General features: G+C 52.1%; 12 protein-coding genes. 1 reads left to right on the top strand and 11 read right to left on the bottom strand.

From position 1 onward, the window contains the following. Nucleotides 1-38 precede the first annotated feature (38 nt). From ACYVHX_RS29070 to ACYVHX_RS29020, 11 genes are all read right to left on the bottom strand, one after another. Nucleotides 39-3,866, bottom strand: a complete 3,828-nt coding sequence (locus tag ACYVHX_RS29070) for a carbohydrate-binding protein (RefSeq protein WP_460675234.1) — start codon at nucleotides 3,864-3,866, stop codon at nucleotides 39-41. A gap of 673 nt (nucleotides 3,867-4,539) precedes the next feature. After that, nucleotides 4,540-5,310, bottom strand: coding sequence for a patatin-like phospholipase family protein (locus tag ACYVHX_RS29065; protein ID WP_460675233.1), 771 nt, complete (start codon nucleotides 5,308-5,310; stop codon nucleotides 4,540-4,542). Between the two features lie 18 nt (nucleotides 5,311-5,328). After that, on the bottom strand, nucleotides 5,329-6,165 hold the full coding sequence (locus ACYVHX_RS29060; protein WP_460675232.1) for an MBL fold metallo-hydrolase: 837 nt from the start codon (nucleotides 6,163-6,165) through the stop codon (nucleotides 5,329-5,331). 597 nt (nucleotides 6,166-6,762) lie between these two features. Next, nucleotides 6,763-7,593, bottom strand: a complete 831-nt coding sequence (locus ACYVHX_RS29055) for a sulfate/molybdate ABC transporter ATP-binding protein (protein WP_460675231.1) — start codon at nucleotides 7,591-7,593, stop codon at nucleotides 6,763-6,765. Between the two features lie 4 nt (nucleotides 7,594-7,597). Next, nucleotides 7,598-8,269 carry a molybdate ABC transporter permease subunit gene (modB, locus tag ACYVHX_RS29050; RefSeq protein ID WP_460675230.1) on the bottom strand — a complete coding sequence of 224 codons (672 nt, stop codon included), beginning with the start codon at nucleotides 8,267-8,269 and terminating at the stop codon, nucleotides 7,598-7,600. Further along, nucleotides 8,266-9,003 (bottom strand): molybdate ABC transporter substrate-binding protein, encoded by a 738-nt coding sequence (gene modA / locus ACYVHX_RS29045; RefSeq protein ID WP_460675229.1) that lies wholly within the window; start codon nucleotides 9,001-9,003, stop codon nucleotides 8,266-8,268. Before modA ends, modB begins: the two co-directional genes overlap by 4 nt. A gap of 270 nt (nucleotides 9,004-9,273) precedes the next feature. After that, nucleotides 9,274-9,477 carry a hypothetical protein gene (locus ACYVHX_RS29040; protein ID WP_460675228.1) on the bottom strand — a complete coding sequence of 68 codons (204 nt, stop codon included), beginning with the start codon at nucleotides 9,475-9,477 and terminating at the stop codon, nucleotides 9,274-9,276. 192 nt (nucleotides 9,478-9,669) lie between these two features. Beyond that, nucleotides 9,670-10,722, bottom strand: a complete 1,053-nt coding sequence (locus ACYVHX_RS29035) for a sugar phosphate isomerase/epimerase family protein (RefSeq protein WP_460675227.1) — start codon at nucleotides 10,720-10,722, stop codon at nucleotides 9,670-9,672. Nucleotides 10,723-10,780: 58 nt separating this feature from the next. Continuing rightward, nucleotides 10,781-11,089 (bottom strand): four helix bundle protein, encoded by a 309-nt coding sequence (locus ACYVHX_RS29030; protein WP_460675226.1) that lies wholly within the window; start codon nucleotides 11,087-11,089, stop codon nucleotides 10,781-10,783. A 100-nt stretch (nucleotides 11,090-11,189) separates the two neighbouring features. Further along, entirely contained in the window at nucleotides 11,190-12,335 is a 1,146-nt protein-coding gene (locus ACYVHX_RS29025; RefSeq protein ID WP_460675225.1) for a Gfo/Idh/MocA family protein, read from the bottom strand. Between the two features lie 140 nt (nucleotides 12,336-12,475). Further along, nucleotides 12,476-13,612 carry a Gfo/Idh/MocA family protein gene (locus ACYVHX_RS29020; RefSeq protein WP_460675329.1) on the bottom strand — a complete coding sequence of 379 codons (1,137 nt, stop codon included), beginning with the start codon at nucleotides 13,610-13,612 and terminating at the stop codon, nucleotides 12,476-12,478. Between the two features lie 278 nt (nucleotides 13,613-13,890). Here ACYVHX_RS29020 and ACYVHX_RS29015 point away from each other — a divergent pair, with 278 nt between their 5' ends. Further along, a complete protein-coding gene (locus ACYVHX_RS29015; RefSeq protein ID WP_460675224.1) occupies nucleotides 13,891-15,144 on the top strand; it encodes an MFS transporter in 1,254 nt (417 codons plus the stop codon). Nucleotides 15,145-15,232: the final 88 nt, after the last annotated feature.

Below are 15,232 nucleotides of genomic sequence, written 5' to 3'. Positions count from 1 at the left end.
AATCATAAGATTACCGCCCTTTTTATGACAGCTTCCTTTTATTTATCGGCTTTTACGATTTTGCGGAAAGCCCGGTCGTTGCCCTGTTTAACCTCCAGAATATACATCCCGGCCGGCAACGTTGAAATGTTGATTTTTCCCGAGTAATTCGAGGACGGTTTTTCCGCGTTCATCTGCTTGTGCAGAGTGCCCAGACTCCCGTTGAAAAGGTTAATTTCCAGCGGCTGGTTGCTTTCATTGTCCAGATCGATCGTCACCTGATCGATGGACGGATTGGGATACACCCGAACCGTTTCGTGCAGCGATTTCCCCGTCAATTCAGCGGAGCCAAGACGCGCGGTAGCCGTGGTCGATGTAGCGGAAGTAACCACCTGATCGGAAGCGATCACAAAAATTGGCGTTTCCGTCACCGTCAGGGTCAATTTTCCCGCCGATGTATTCCGTTTCTGAACGTCGGCGGTGTCACTGGCAACCTTCGGCGTATACACCTTCGCGAAACTTGCCGAGCCCAGATCCAGCGTGTACTGCGCCGTCCGGCCTACTTCATCGGGCACCACCAGCACATAAGCCGATTTGCCCTGGTATTCATAGCGGTCAACAATCGGATTCGTACTGATCGTTTGTTTATAGGTATACTCGCCCAACAGCTTGTTCGCCTGGTAAATGAAGTCGGCGGCCGGTTTACGGGTAAAGTCCTGGTTAATCAGGCCCGATGAGCCAAACTGCGTCGGATTCAGGAAGTTATCGTCATACATCTGGTAGAAGAAAATCCGCTCGACGCCCGAACGCGCATAAAACAAGGCCGTTCGCAAAATCCAGTCGGCCTGCGTCTGGTATTCATTTTTGTTGCCAATTGGAATGGCTTTCAGCGGACTGCCCTGGTTGGCATCGTATCCAGTTTCGGTCACCCAAACCGGCATGTCGTACGAATATTTGTGCGCGGCTTCCACAAACTGCTTCACCACATTGACGGCGGACGAAATTTCGGGCGCAGCTCCCCGGCTCGACAAACCACTCTGCGACGAGTTGGAATTATCGGGGTACAAATGGTAATTGATCACATCCCAGCACAGGTTGACCGAGCCATCCGGTTTGTAGCCCCGGTGTTGCTTGCACCAATCGATCATGCCCCGCAGGTAGTCGGGTCCGGCATAGGCCGAGGCCATGCCCCCAATGACGACTTTCACGTTCGGATCGGCATTTTTTACCCCCACGCCCGGCCCCATGGTGTTTTTATGGCCGTCGTAGAAAGCCGACAGGTTAGCGGCATACTCGCGGGCGGTTTGGTAGCCTTTCCGGCCTTTCCACCACTTATCCCGTTCGTTGTCGCACTCAATGTATTTGATCATTCCCAACCCAATTTTCACGGTGTTGATGCCATCGCCGGTCCAGCGCTGGGCGCTGTTTACGCTCACCAGAGCCGGATTAACGTTCGTGTTGTACCCATAGCGGGCGATGTACTGGAACGCAACCCGGGCCTGATCGATGTAGGAAATCGGTTGCGTAAAATCGCTGCCGTACCGAAGCGGCACATTTTCCGAATCCCGCTGATCGGCCGGATAAGTTGCCAGCATCCAGGCCGGCAGAGTTTTCAGACAGGCCAGTATTTCAATGCCTTCGGCTTTGCTGCGTTCATAAATGGCATCGTAATTCCAGCCTCCGCTGTGGGTCGGGTTGTACGTAAATTTGCCTTCGTTGGCTTCCAGCTTTTCCCAGTCAATGTAGTGACGAATTCCCCGGAACGTTTTAACGGCTTTCATGCGCGTTTCGTCGATCACATCCGGAATCCGGCCATCGATAAAATCCCACTCAAATGCATTCGCGCCAAACATGCTTTTCAGTTGAATGGATTTCTGCGGAACCGGCGTCGTCGGCACGGTCGTCGGGGTGTAGCTGCCGTAGAGTTCCATTTCGGTCGGGTATCCCCACCACGCATTCAGCACCAGATACCGGGCATTGCTGATGGGAAGGTCCAGCTTGAATTTGGCGTCGCCGGTGGTCGAGCGGTTGGGATACGGCCCCACCCAGCCGTTGTATTCCTGTCCGGTAAAAGTCGCAATCGGGATCACCTGCCACTGATCGGTGATGATCGACAAGGTCACTGGATTGTCGGCCATCGTACCGGGACCGTCGAAGAATTTAATGCTCTCAATGGTCATCGTTTCGCCCGGAAGCAACGGATAATACGCATCAAAATTGCTCAGCACTTTCCCATAACCGGTATTGACTTCGGCCTGCAAATTTCCGTCGAACAAGCCTTCCAGCCCGTTATTAACGTTATTGAGCTGATACCAGCGTTTGGCCTCAATCGGAATTTTGATGGCCGTTGAAGAGGTTGGGGGTGTTGGAGGGGTCTGCGCCGGAAGAACCGTCAGGGTTCGGGCGACCGACGGAGCTGCCGTAAAATTGGCATTTCCGGTTTGGGAAGCGGTGATCGTTGCCGAACCGGGTCCCACAACCGTCGCTTTCCAGGAACCGGTCGAATTGGAAACCGAAGCCACCGCTGTGTTGGACGAAGCAAAGGTGATAGCGGTTTCGGTATTGGTGCTGCTGGCGACCAGATTGAACGGCGCATCGCCCACGGTTTTGTCCGGCAAAGCGGCAAACGTAATTACCGAAGACACCGCAGTCGGCGCGGTCGACTGCACATCGAGCCAGTTAAAATTCCAGTCGCCTTTCACGGCATGTACCCGCAAAACCTGGCTGCCCGCCGGTAAGGTGGCGGTCCCGCTCACCGTGGTCCAGCTCTGCCAGCCGCCCGTGATGGGTACCTCGACCGTGGTCAAAACCGCCCCGGCCGTATTTCTGAGTTCAATCTTTCCTTCGCCCCATTGTTTGGCCACCCGAAATTTAAAGGCGTAGGTACCCGCCGTTGGCACTTTGAGGTTGTAATCCAGCCAGTCGTTATCGTTGATCCAGCCCACGCTCAGCCCGCCCCCGGTATCTGAGGTCGTTTCGGTTTGGATTCCGTTCATGCCGGCGTAGTTTTCCGCTTCAATTTTGCCCGGCACCGGCGTCGCTGCCACCACCTCGAACCAGTTGAAATTCCAGTTCCCGGCAACGGCCCGCACCCGCAAAATCTGCTCCCCGGCATTAAGATAGCCCGTGGTGGTAATCGTTTGCCAGCCCTGCATACCACCCGTTTGTGGTACGCTGATCGAGTTCAAAACCGCCCCATTGAATGATTTAAGTTCGATCTGCCCGTTCCCCCAGCCGTTGGCAACCCGGAATTTAAAGGTATACGCACCGGCCGAAGCAACTTTGATGTTATAATCCATCCAGTCGTTGTCATCAATCCAGCCCACATTCTGACCACCGCCCACGTCGGCGGTATTTTCGGTCTGGATGCCGCTCATGTTCGCATAGCTTTCGGCCTGCACCTTGGCCGGAACGGGCGTAAAAGCCGGCAAAGCAGTCACCGGTTGTCCGAAGGCTTTGATTTTTTGCGGAATGTTGTTGCTGTATTTGTGAATTACAATGGCGTCGGCATAAACCGGCTGAGCCAGCGGGAGGTCGATCCAGGTCATGTACGTTGGCCCTTCAAACGTCCCCAGCAGAATTTTTTCCGTACCGTTGACGGCGTAAATGGAAGCTGGCTGATCCGTAAACCATCCTTCGCCATCGTAAAGCGACAGTCGGCTCAGGATCGCTTTCTTTTCCAGCTTCAAGGTGACATCAACCCATTTAAAGTTGTTGGTCCAGGCCTGCGCCACCAGGCTGTCCGTATTATCGTTCAGCCAGGGCGAATAATCCTGACCGGTTTCTTCACTCGGTGTTACGGAGACAAACCGGATCCGCTGTTCGGTTTGGGCAAAAACAAGTACTGAAATAAACAAACACAACAGGGTCAGTACATTTTTTTTCATAGTAGAAAAATTGAAGTAGGGAAAATAAAAACCGCGTTTGTATACCAAGCAAAGAATTTATAAACCGGCAAAAAACCGTATTTACATTCAAATATACTTTAGAAACTATAATTTAGTTTCAGCTGATTTATGCACCAAAGTGTATGCCATAATTAACAGACATGAAAATATTTTTGCTATTTTTAAGTAATGAACAAAAAACTAGTGCTTTTTAATCTGCTTTTTCCGGAAAACTAGGAGAAGAAACAGGAAATTATTTGTGCAGTTAAATTCGATTTTTTTATCCGGATTGTCTTTTTCTAGTAAACGATCGTTATAATCTGATTTTGAATTTCCTATAGATGGCAAAGTTGGTAGCAATAGAAGGCGGCAAAACCGGCGAGAAAGTGCATTTTACCCGTGTAAACACTCAAAATTGAGGAGAACGAAGAGACTCATTTTAAAATACATGAGTATTTATCAGATCAATTCGCCCGCAAAAAGCCCGATAACAGACACAATTAACTCAACTATTAAAGACGGTTTTGAGTCAATATATTGACCTATTTTCGTTCCATTTTCTGGAATACATTCTACCGTATCTCCACAAACTATTTTCTATTCCGAACCACTTAATCACATTTGTTATGAGTGTACAATCACCAAAATCTCGCACTTTATTTGCTAGACCGTTTTAGAAAGCCGACTCAAGTGTTTTGATTAACTGTGGTTTTATCGACTGGGTATAGTGGTATCCTATCTGGAATAGCTCGCGGGCGCGTCGCCAGTCGAAAACATCGAACCGGGTTAGTTCCGGCGGCTCGATTAGCAAATGGCATTTGGCCAGCCGCTCCCGGGTTTTGCTGCGAACCGCCAGAATTAGGCTGCGTTCAATCACGCCCTTGATGGAGGTTATCGGTTTTTGCGTCGCAAAGGGATTGCAGTGAACCCCGACCATCACATCCACCTTTTGCTCAATGACTTCCACGGGCATGTTATTCAAAACCGCCCCGTCAACGTATTGCCGTTTATTGATCAGGTAGGGCTCAAAAATTCCGGGCAAGCAACACGACGCCAGGACAGGCCGCACAATCTCGCCCGTATCAAAAACCGTCATGCAGCCCTCGGTCAGATCCGTCGCCACCACATGCATCGGAATCGGCAGCGCTTCGAAGCTGTCGTGCGGCAGAAATGTGCGGTAAAATCCTTCTGCTTTGTCGAGTCGCAACAAGCCCATCCGGGTAAAAGCCGGCCGGACGTGCCGGTAAAATGGGGTGGTTTCAATGATTTTCAGGATTTCGTCGGGCGTGTAACCGTTGGCAAACAAAGCACCGGCAATGGCTCCCGCGCTCGTTCCCGCGATTTGCTGAAACGAAAAGCCTTCTTCCAGCAACCCTTTCAGAACCCCCAAATGCGCAATTCCACGCGCTCCGCCCCCGGAAAGCACCAGGCCAAATTTTAACATACAAAACGTTTTTACTTTTTATAAGAACGACGCCAACGGTCCTTTGTCGCGAATCCGAACGCCTTTTTCCGTCATCTCGACAGTGGCCGCTTCAACAACCGGGTCGTGTTCAAAAACCAGAATCCAGTTTTCGGCGGCTGCCTGTTGCAACAAGTGTGCCTTTTCTTCCATGGTCAGCAACGGCCGCACGTCATAACTCATGATCCACGGTAAGGCAATGTGCCCCGCCGACGGAATCAGGTCGGCAACAAATGCGACCGTGCGTCCGTTACTCCGAAAAACCGGGAGCGTCATTTTTTCGGTGTGCCCGTCTACCTGAAGCAGCTCAATTTCGGGAAACGGAAACGGTTGCTGATCCAGAAACCGCAACTGTCCACTCTGCTGCAACGGCTCGATATTTTCGTTCAGAAAGGAGGCCTTTTCGCGGGCATTCGGATGAATGGCCCACTGCCAGTGCGCGCTGTGGCTCCAATAGATTGCTGCGGGAAAAGTAGGCACCAAACGCTCCGCTTCCCGCCGTACCGCCCCGCCCACATGATCAAAATGCAGGTGAGTCAGCAGCACATCCGTAATGTCTTTCTCTGAATACCCCGCCTGACGAATGGATTTCAGCAGCGAAGCATCGCCGTGCGGATCATAAAAACTGAAAAACCGCTCATCCTGTTTGGTTCCCATTCCCGTATCCACCAGCAGCAGGCGGTTTTTGTCCTCGATCAACAGGCAACGCATTGCCCAGGTGCACAGGTTGCGGTCATCAGCCGGATTCTGCCTGCTCCAGAGCGACTTGGGCACCACGCCAAACATGGCGCCCCCGTCCAGTTTAAAAAAACCGGTATCGATTGTTTGAATTGTCATAGTAATTCGAGAATCGTTTCTACATAATGATTGAACCGACGCTTATTTACGATAAATCGCTTGCTTTTCATCAAATAAGAAAAAATGATCATAACAAATAAATTCGAAAGCGCTATCTTAAATTATTTTAAAAACTGATTTGACTTGCATTTACCAGACAGAATGCCTACCTTTAGGCGTTAATTGAGTGCCAAACGTGTATGAACTTAATGGATTTCCCCGCATCACTGCTCCATTCGAGCCAGCAGCGACGCTGATTTGCTGGTGTTTTCGCATTCGACCGTTCATCCACGCCAATTTTCATTTGAGATGGTGTTTCATTTCGCCATTTTGAATGCTTTTCGTATTGATTCCAAGAAATCAACCATATTTAAAATTTCGCTTGCAAATAAGTGATCAACTGGAAAGTCCAGTATAGATGTTTCACTCAACTGCCACCTTTGGTCGGAACAGTCGTATGAAATGGTTATACTGATCTTTTTTGAGCCTTACTCCTAACCGGGTAAGGTAGGTAGGACAGAGAAAAATGGTAGCAAAAATCCCCGAACCTTCGGGGATTTTTCTTTTTCATGCCCCAACAACTCGCCCTTCTTCGGCTTACACGGGCGGGGATACAGGAAGGGTAATCGGGTCGCCCACCTGCCACCTGACCTGATGCACGGGCATCTCCAGCGTCACCGTCGTTTCGTGCAGCCGAATTTCAATCCGGGCCTGCCCCGACTCCAGCTGAACCGCCGTAATCTGGCCCGTTACTTCCGGAAGCGTTTTTTGTCCGGGCCCGATCTCCACCCAAAAGGCCTTTCCCTGCTTCAGTTCCAGAAGCTGATCGGCCACCCGCAGAATTTCTTCCTGTTGGTGGCTCACCAGAACCGTGGTGGTACCAAACCGCTGGTGCAGGCTCAGCAATTCGGCCAGCAATTGATCGCGGGTTTCCCGGTCCAGGGCCGAGAAGGGCTCATCCAGCAGCAACAGCTGTGGCCGACGCGCCAGCGCCCGGACCAGGGCCACCCGTTGCCGCTGCCCGCCCGACAGGCTAGCCGGTTGTCGATCGGCCAGCTTCGTTAAACCAACCCGCTCCAGCAATTCGTCGATTAACGGGTCCCGGCGGTTTTCGGCGGCAAATTCAACATTTTGTCGGACACTCATATTTGGAAACAAAGCCGAATCCTGGAAAACCATACCGACTTTCCGGCGCTGCGTTGGCAGGTTGATTCGCTGCCCGGTATCGAGCCAAATCCGGTCTTCGACCCGGATGAGTCCTTCCTCCGGCACCATCAGCCCCGCCAGGATGCGCAGCAGGCTGGTCTTGCCCGAACCGGACGGACCATATAAACCGGTCAGGCTGCCGGTCGCCAGCGAAATGTCAACATCGAGGGGGGCCGGACCGCTGGCAAACAGCAGGTTCGTCCGGGCGCGTAATTGAATCATGAAATCAGAAGATCACCCACCGTTTGTTGATGGCATAAACCGCCAGCAAAATACCAAAGGAGACCGCCAACAGCAACAGGGCGTAGGCATTGGCCGCATCGTAATGCAACAATTCCACCTCATCGTAGATCGCTACGGAAGCCACGCGGGTTTCTCCGGGCAGATTCCCGCCAATCATCAGTACCAGACCGAACTCCCCAATCGTATGGGCAAACGACAACACAACGCCCGTCAGTAACGACGGTTTGATGTTGGGCAACAACACCCGGAAAAACGTTTCCCGTCGCGACTTTCCCAACGTATAAGCGACTTCGCGGAACGAAACCGGCAGGTTCTCCAGACCCGCCTGAACCGGATGCACCATGAACGGCAGACTGTAAAAAATGGACGCAACGACCAGACCTTCGAAGGTAAATAACAGACGAAAATCGAACCACGCCAGCAGCCGTTCTCCCAGAAAACCGGTCGGACTGAAGGTCAGCAGAAAATAAAAGCCGAGAACGGAAGGCGGCAGAACCAGCGGCAGGCTGATTACGGCTTCGACCGCCGGTTTGAACCGAAACCGCGTGAACGCCAGCCAGCCCGCCAGCGGAATACCGACCAAACACAGTAGCCCGGTGGTAATGGTGGCCAGGCGGAGCGTCAGCACGAGCGGTTGCCAGTCAAAATGATTCATCGGCGGGCCGGCAATTGATAGCCGAATTGGCGAAAAATGCCCTGCGCTTCGGACGAAAATAAATAATCGTAGAACGTTTGGGAGCCGGTTTTCGCCCCTTTCAGCAGCACGACGCCCTGCGCAATGGGCCTGGCACCCGGCACCTCCACCCAGCGTCCTTTTCCCCGCAATGACGGTTCCAGCACGACCGACTTGGCCGTAAAACCGGCTTCGACGGCGCCCGAAACCAGGTATTGGTTGACTTGTGCGATGCTTTCGCCGTACACGAGTTTGGGCTGTAGGTCAGGCAGTAGCTTCCGGGCCGTCAGCACGTCCACGGCAACGGTGCCATAGGGGGCGGTTTTGGGGTTGGCTACGGCAATTTTTTGGATGCGCGGATCGTTCAACACCGGCAATCCCGGCGCCGGGTCGATGTCGGGACGGGTCCAGAGCACCAGCACGCCGAGCGCATACACTTTCGGTTTGGTTTGGGCCAGCCCGGCTTTAAAAACCGCTTCCGGGTAGTCCATATCGGCTGACATAAACACATCGAATGGCGCTCCGTTCTGAATCTGGGCGGTCAGCTTCCCCGACGAGTTTACGATGGCTTCCAGTTCCAGACCGGTTTTTTTTTCAAAACCGGTTTTTAGCTTTTCCATCACAAACTGCGCATTGGCGGCCACAGCCACCCGGATTTTCTGGGCCGATACCGAAAAAGTGACTAGTAAAAAGAAGGCAAATAGCCAGGGACGCATGAAAGCTCGTTATGGTTTTTCAAATATAACGAGATCTTGAAAAAATGGCTTAAAATTAGTAGTATTGATTCTACCTTTGCCAGCAAATACCATGACGATTCGGCGTTGAGAAAGTAATCTGGATTACGACTCAACCCCAAAAGGTGTTGATCGCCAGCCGAACGGCAGACTGGACTACGCACAACTGGGATGTAACCATACCGGTTTTGGATGATTGCGTCCTGACCCTGACCGAACTGCTTCGGGAAGAGGGGATTGAATGGTGATGCTCTAACTACCCGGATTAAACCGGGCGGCATCGATGATGGACCACAGGTGAATGAGCCAGCCGAGCAGAAAAAACCAGAGAATCCCGGCCAGTACGAAATGGATAATCGCCATCAGCAAGCGGCCTTGCAGCAATTGACCCAAACCGGGAATGAAAAAACTACAGAGGGCTGCCAGAACATTACCGCCCGATCCTTGACCTGCCATTGGTATAAGCGTTTAAAGGTGTCTAACCACCAACAAAAATTAGTGGAGTGAATGATCCGTTCATGCGGTTTTTGACGAACGGTCTCTCTTGTCCTTTAAACTGCCGAAAACCGGTTCCGGTTTTTGAAAACAAAAAGGGTTACCGCAAAAAACCGCCTTCCAGCCCTTTGCCGTAACCCTTTTCAAGCCTTCTTACAAGCCCAGTACGCGCTTGTTGAATTCTTCATCAGCACCCGTCCCCGCGAAGTCATCAAACGCCCGCTCGGTCACGCGAATGATGTGGTTTTCGATAAACGGTGCGCCTTCAGCCGCGCCCTGCTCGGGGTGTTTGATGGCACACTCCCACTCCAGAACCGCCCAGCCGTCGTAATCATACTGTGACAGTTTGCTGAAAATACCGGCAAAATCGACCTGCCCGTCGCCCAGCGAACGGAACCGGCCAGCGCGCTCCACCCAGCCCTGGTAACCACCGTAGACGCCCTGTTTGCCCGTGGGGTTAAACTCGGCATCTTTCACGTGGAAGGCGTAAATCCGGTCGTGGTAAAAGTCGATGAATTGCAGATAGTCGAGTTGCTGCAGGACAAAGTGGCTCGGATCGTAGTTGATTCCGGCGCGCGGGTGGCCATTAACGTGGTCGAGGAACATCTCGAACGTAATCCCATCGTGCAGATCCTCGCCGGGGTGCAGCTCATAGCCGACATCAACACCGGCTTCGTCGAACGCGTTCAGAATCGGCGTCCAGCGTTTGGCCAGCTCCTGAAACGCCGTGGTGACCAGCCCCGCCGGACGTTGCGGCCAGGGGTAGACATAGGGCCACAGCAGGGCGCCGGAGAACGTTACGTGCGAGGTCAGACCGAGGTTCTGGCTGGCTTTGGCCGCCCACAGGAGTTGCTGCGTGGCCCACTCCTGCTGCTCCTTCGGTTTGCCCGCCAGTTCGGCCGGACCAAATCCGTTGAACATTTCGCCGTATGCCGGGTGAACCGCCACGAGCTGGCCCTGTAAGTGGGTCGAAAGCTCGGTGATTTCCACACCAATGTCTTTCAGTTTGCCTTTCAGATCGTCGCAATAGTCGGCGCTTTCGGCGGCTTGCTTCAGATCGATCATCCGCGGATCCCAGGTCGGAATCTGGATGCCTTTGTAGCCCAGATCAGCCATGTATCTGGCAACCGACTCCAGCGAATTAAACGGTTCGGTATCCCCTAAGAACTGGGCCAAAAAGACGGCCGGGCCTTGAATAGTTTTCATGTTGTTTTTAGAATTTTGAATGAGTGAATGAGTGAATGATAGAATAGGTGAACTAACATCAGGTATTTTTTCGGGCTTTGGAAAGGACTTTGACAATTTCCGTAGCTTCGTTCATCAAGCTTTCAAGTCGCGAATACGGCATAATCTCGGTTTCGGACAGAATCTCCATCCAGAACAGCGATTCGTCAGCTTCTTCAATTGTGATGCTTAACTTAGCGTAGAACTCGGCCTTACTCCGTGCCCGGCAAGCCGCCCGGTAGTTTGCCCCCGTTGATGAGGCTGCCCGCAAAAACTGTTTACCGATTAGTTGTGCTTCGCTTGTGGTTGGCAATGCCTGAAAAACCCGCACACTCCTCAGGACAAACAACTTCGTTCTTCGCTTAAACTCTTCAATGAATTGCTCTTTACCTGAAACCGGTGAAAAATCATCCATTTATTCACTCATTCTATCATTCACTCATTCAAAATTACACTTCAACCCACGCCTGATTCCGGTTGGATTCCAGGATCTTTTCGCAGATCAGGAGTTCGCGGTACCCGTCGGCAAACGTCGGGAAGGTCGGATTTTCGGGTTGTTTACCGGCGGCAATGGCCTCGTAGACTTCCTTAAACATCTGCTTCGACGTATCCGGAAAGCCTTCGTTGTGGCCGCCGGGAAACGAAATGACCGAACGCGCTTCGGCGTACATCAACGACGGGTCGCGCATCAGGTTTTCGTTGTAGCCGTCGCGGTTTCCGATCCACATGTCGTTCGGTGCTTCGGAGTTCCAGGCGAAGGTTTTCTTCGATCCGGCAATTTCCAGTTTCATCTGGTTTTTCCGACCCGCCGACACCTGCGAAACCGTAATGACACCCTTGTTGCCGTTGTCGAACCGCAGCAGCACGTTCGCGTGGTCTTCGGTGTTGATGGGCACATCGGCGTAATCTTCCGGTTGCAGCATCTTGCCCGAATACGTTTCGACGGCTTTGAGCGGTTTTTTGCGGGTTTTATGAATCGTGTTGAAATCGGCCAGCACCGCTACGGTTTTCAGCCCGGTGATGTATTCCAGAATGTCCATCAGGTGCGAACCGATGTCGGCGATGGCCCGCGAATCGCCCGATTTGTCGGGTTCGAGCCGCCAGTTGTAGTCGGTTTCGTAAAATAACCAGTCCTGCAAATACGAGCCGATCACGGAATACACTTCGCCCAGATCGCCTTTTTCGCGCATCACCCGCATCTGACGGGCCAGCGGGTAATACCGCAGATTGAAGTGAACGGCATTGACCAGCCCGGTTTGGGCCGCCAGCGCCACGAGCTCCTCGGCTTCCTTCAGATCTTTGGCCAGCGGTTTTTCACAAACAACGTGTTTCCCGGCTTCCAGGGCGGCTTTCGACTGCGAATAGTGCAGGAAATTGGGCGTACAGATGTGAATACTCTGGATGTCGTCCTGTTTGAGCAATTCTTCAAAGGTGTAGGAACGGGCAATGCCGAGCGAATCGGCTTTTTGTTTTGCCAGTTCGGCCGTGACTTCGCACAGGGCCGCTACTTCGACGTTCGGAAGCCGACGCAGGGCTTCAATGTGTGCCGGGCCGATAAAACCCGTACCCACTACACCAACTTTGATTTTTTCCATTTGTGAGATGTAAAGAGTGTTTTTTGGTTTAAGAAGGTTGGTCAGTTCGCAGAGTTGAGCGGAGAAAAAAGAGGTAATCAGAGTTTTAGCTTCGCTAACCTCCTTTTTACGCTGCTTACCTCTGCGAAATACCTAAAATTTTATTCCACAAACTTCGTCCACTTCTCGTTGGACTGGTTCGACTGCAGAACGGTTTCGATGAACGCCAGACCGCGAATACCGTCTTCGGCCGAGGGAAAATCGGCGTAGATTGGGTCCGGTTCTTTGCCTTCCAGGGTGCTGCGCAAGGTGATGGCAAAATTGCGGTAAAGGTTGGCAAACGCTTCAAAGAAGCCTTCGGGGTGACCCGCCGGAACCCGGATGTGCGCTTTGGCAGCCGCCGATAACTGGCCCACCGCCGGCCGGAAAATCCGCTTCCCTTCCTGTGATTTATAAATCAGCGTATTCGGTTCCATCTGGTGCCATTCCAGTCCGCCGAGTTCGCCATAAATCCGGATGTTCAGGCTATTTTCTTCGCCGTTGGCAATCTGGCTGGCGTGCAGCACCCCTTTCACGTCGTCTTCAAAATGGAGCAGTACGTTACCGTCGTCGTCCAGTTTGCGACCCGGCACAAAAATGGTCAGGTCCGCGCAAAGTTCCGTGATTTTCAAACCGGTGATGTATTCGGCCAGGTTCTCGGCGTGGGTTCCGATGTCGCCCATACATCCCGCTGCACCCGACTGCGCCGGATCGGTTCGCCAGATGGCCTGCTTGTAATTCGTGGCCTCCTCCAGCGTCGAGAGCCAGCCCTGCGGGTATTCCACCACAATTTTACGAAGCTTGCCTAGTTTGCCACTGCGCACCATTTCGCGGGCTTCCTTCACCATCGGATAACCGGTGTAGTTGTGGGTCAGGCAAAAGAGCTTGCCGGTTTCTTTGACGATGCGGGCCAGTTCTCTGGCTTCCGTCAGATTCAGCGTCATTGGCTTGTCGCAAACCACGTGAAAACCGTTCTCCAGCGCCAGTTTAGCCGGTGGGAAGTGCATGTGGTTCGGCGTCACAATCGACACAAAATCCATCCGCTCGCCTTCCGGCAGTTCTTTTTCTTTTAAAATCATTTCTTCGAAACTGCCATAGACACGCTCCTCGGGTAGGTAAAGCGCGTGCCCGGTGGCTTTCGATTTTTCCGGATTTGAGCTGAACGCTCCGCAGACCAGTTCGATTTCACCGTCGAAAACAGCAGCCCGGCGGTGGACGGCCCCAATGAAGGCTTCGAGGCTTCCGCCAATCATGCCCATCCGCATTTTTCTGTGCGCCATAGTATAAAAACTGAAGTTGTAGATGAGAATTACTAGTTTCTGATCCGATAGTCCGGGTTTTGAAAGGGGAAGATTCAGAAAATCAGTTCCTACTATTCTCCAATCAAAAATCTGAAAATTTAAAATCAGAAGATTTTGGCCGGGAAATTAGCAGATTCACGTATTTTTCGGAAATTTTGTATATTTCCCTTCAATAAAACTTACTATTGACCTAAAATTTTTCAACTAAACCCCTACAACCCCCTATGCAGACTGTTATGGCGACGACGCCTGTCAACCAGAGCCGCCTTTTCAATGCCAGTTGCTTTGCCCTGATTACCACCGCCTTTTCGTTTAGTATCCGGGCTGGTATTCTGCCCCAATTGGGTACGGAGTTTGGGCTGACGGCCACGCAGTTGGGCATCATCAACTCGATGTTCTTCTTCGGCTTCCCCATTTCAATGGTCATCGGTGGGCTGGTTTACCACTCCGTTGGACCCAAAATCATCATGCAAATTGCCTTTCTGGCGCATACGCTGGGAATCTTGCTCACCATTTATTCGGGTGGCTACACGGGTTTGCTGGTTTCGACATTCTTTATTGGTTTCGGTAACGGCTGTACGGAAGCGGCCGCGAACCCGATGATCGCCGATATGTACCAGGGTGAAAAAATGAATAAAATGCTCAGCCGGTTTCACATGTGGTTCCCCGGCGGGATCGTACTGGGAAGTTTGGTTTCCAAATTCATGACGGACGCCGGCCAGCCCTGGCAGGCTCAGATCTGGATCATCATGATTCCGACCCTGATCTACGTGTTTCTGTTTTTCGGGCAGGCGTTCCCACGGCCAAAAGTAGAAGGCGTTACGTCACTGGCCAAAAACTTCAGAGCCATGGTTACGCCCCTGTATATCTTTATTTTCTGTTGTATGGCTTTTACGGCCATCTCGGAATTCGGTCCGCAACAATGGGTCGGTCTGATTATGGCTAAAAGTGGAGCCAGCCCCATGTTGATTCTGGCGCTGGTAACCGGATTAATGGCCATCGGGCGTTATTTTGCCGGTCCGATCATTCATCGGCTTGATCAAACGGGTGTGTTGCTGGGCTCCGCGGTTTTCGCCACCATCGGTATTTATCTGTTCAGCACTCAAACCGGGGCTGCTGCTTATGTTGCGGCTGTCTTCTTTGCCATTGGTGTTTGTTATTTCTGGCCAACCATGATCGGTTTTGTAGCCGAACACATTCCGTTGAGCGGTGCGTTTGGGATGTCGATTGTAGGTGGTGTCGGGATGCTCTCAACCTCTATTTTCCAATTCATTATCGGAGGCTGGATTGATGATGCGCGGATCGAAAAAACCGCAGCGGGCCTTTCCGGGGATGAGCTCGAGTTAGCGGCTGGGCAGGATACCCTGCTCAAAATGACTACGTTTCCCATTATTTTGATCGTGGCCTTCGTTCTGTTGTGGTTCTGGATGCGCAACCGCAGAGCCGGAACCGGCGACGAACGTTTGGCCAACCAGCAGCCGCAATTGTAAAGACTTCCTCATTTTAAAGGCGAAAAGCCGGACCGCTCTCCAAGCGGTCCGGCTTTTTTAATTTTTTGCAGATTTTTTAGTATTATAT

The organism is Larkinella ripae (assembly GCF_054780775.1).
The sequence above is the reverse complement of the archived record's forward strand: the minus strand, read 5'-3'. Positions and strand labels throughout refer to the sequence as shown.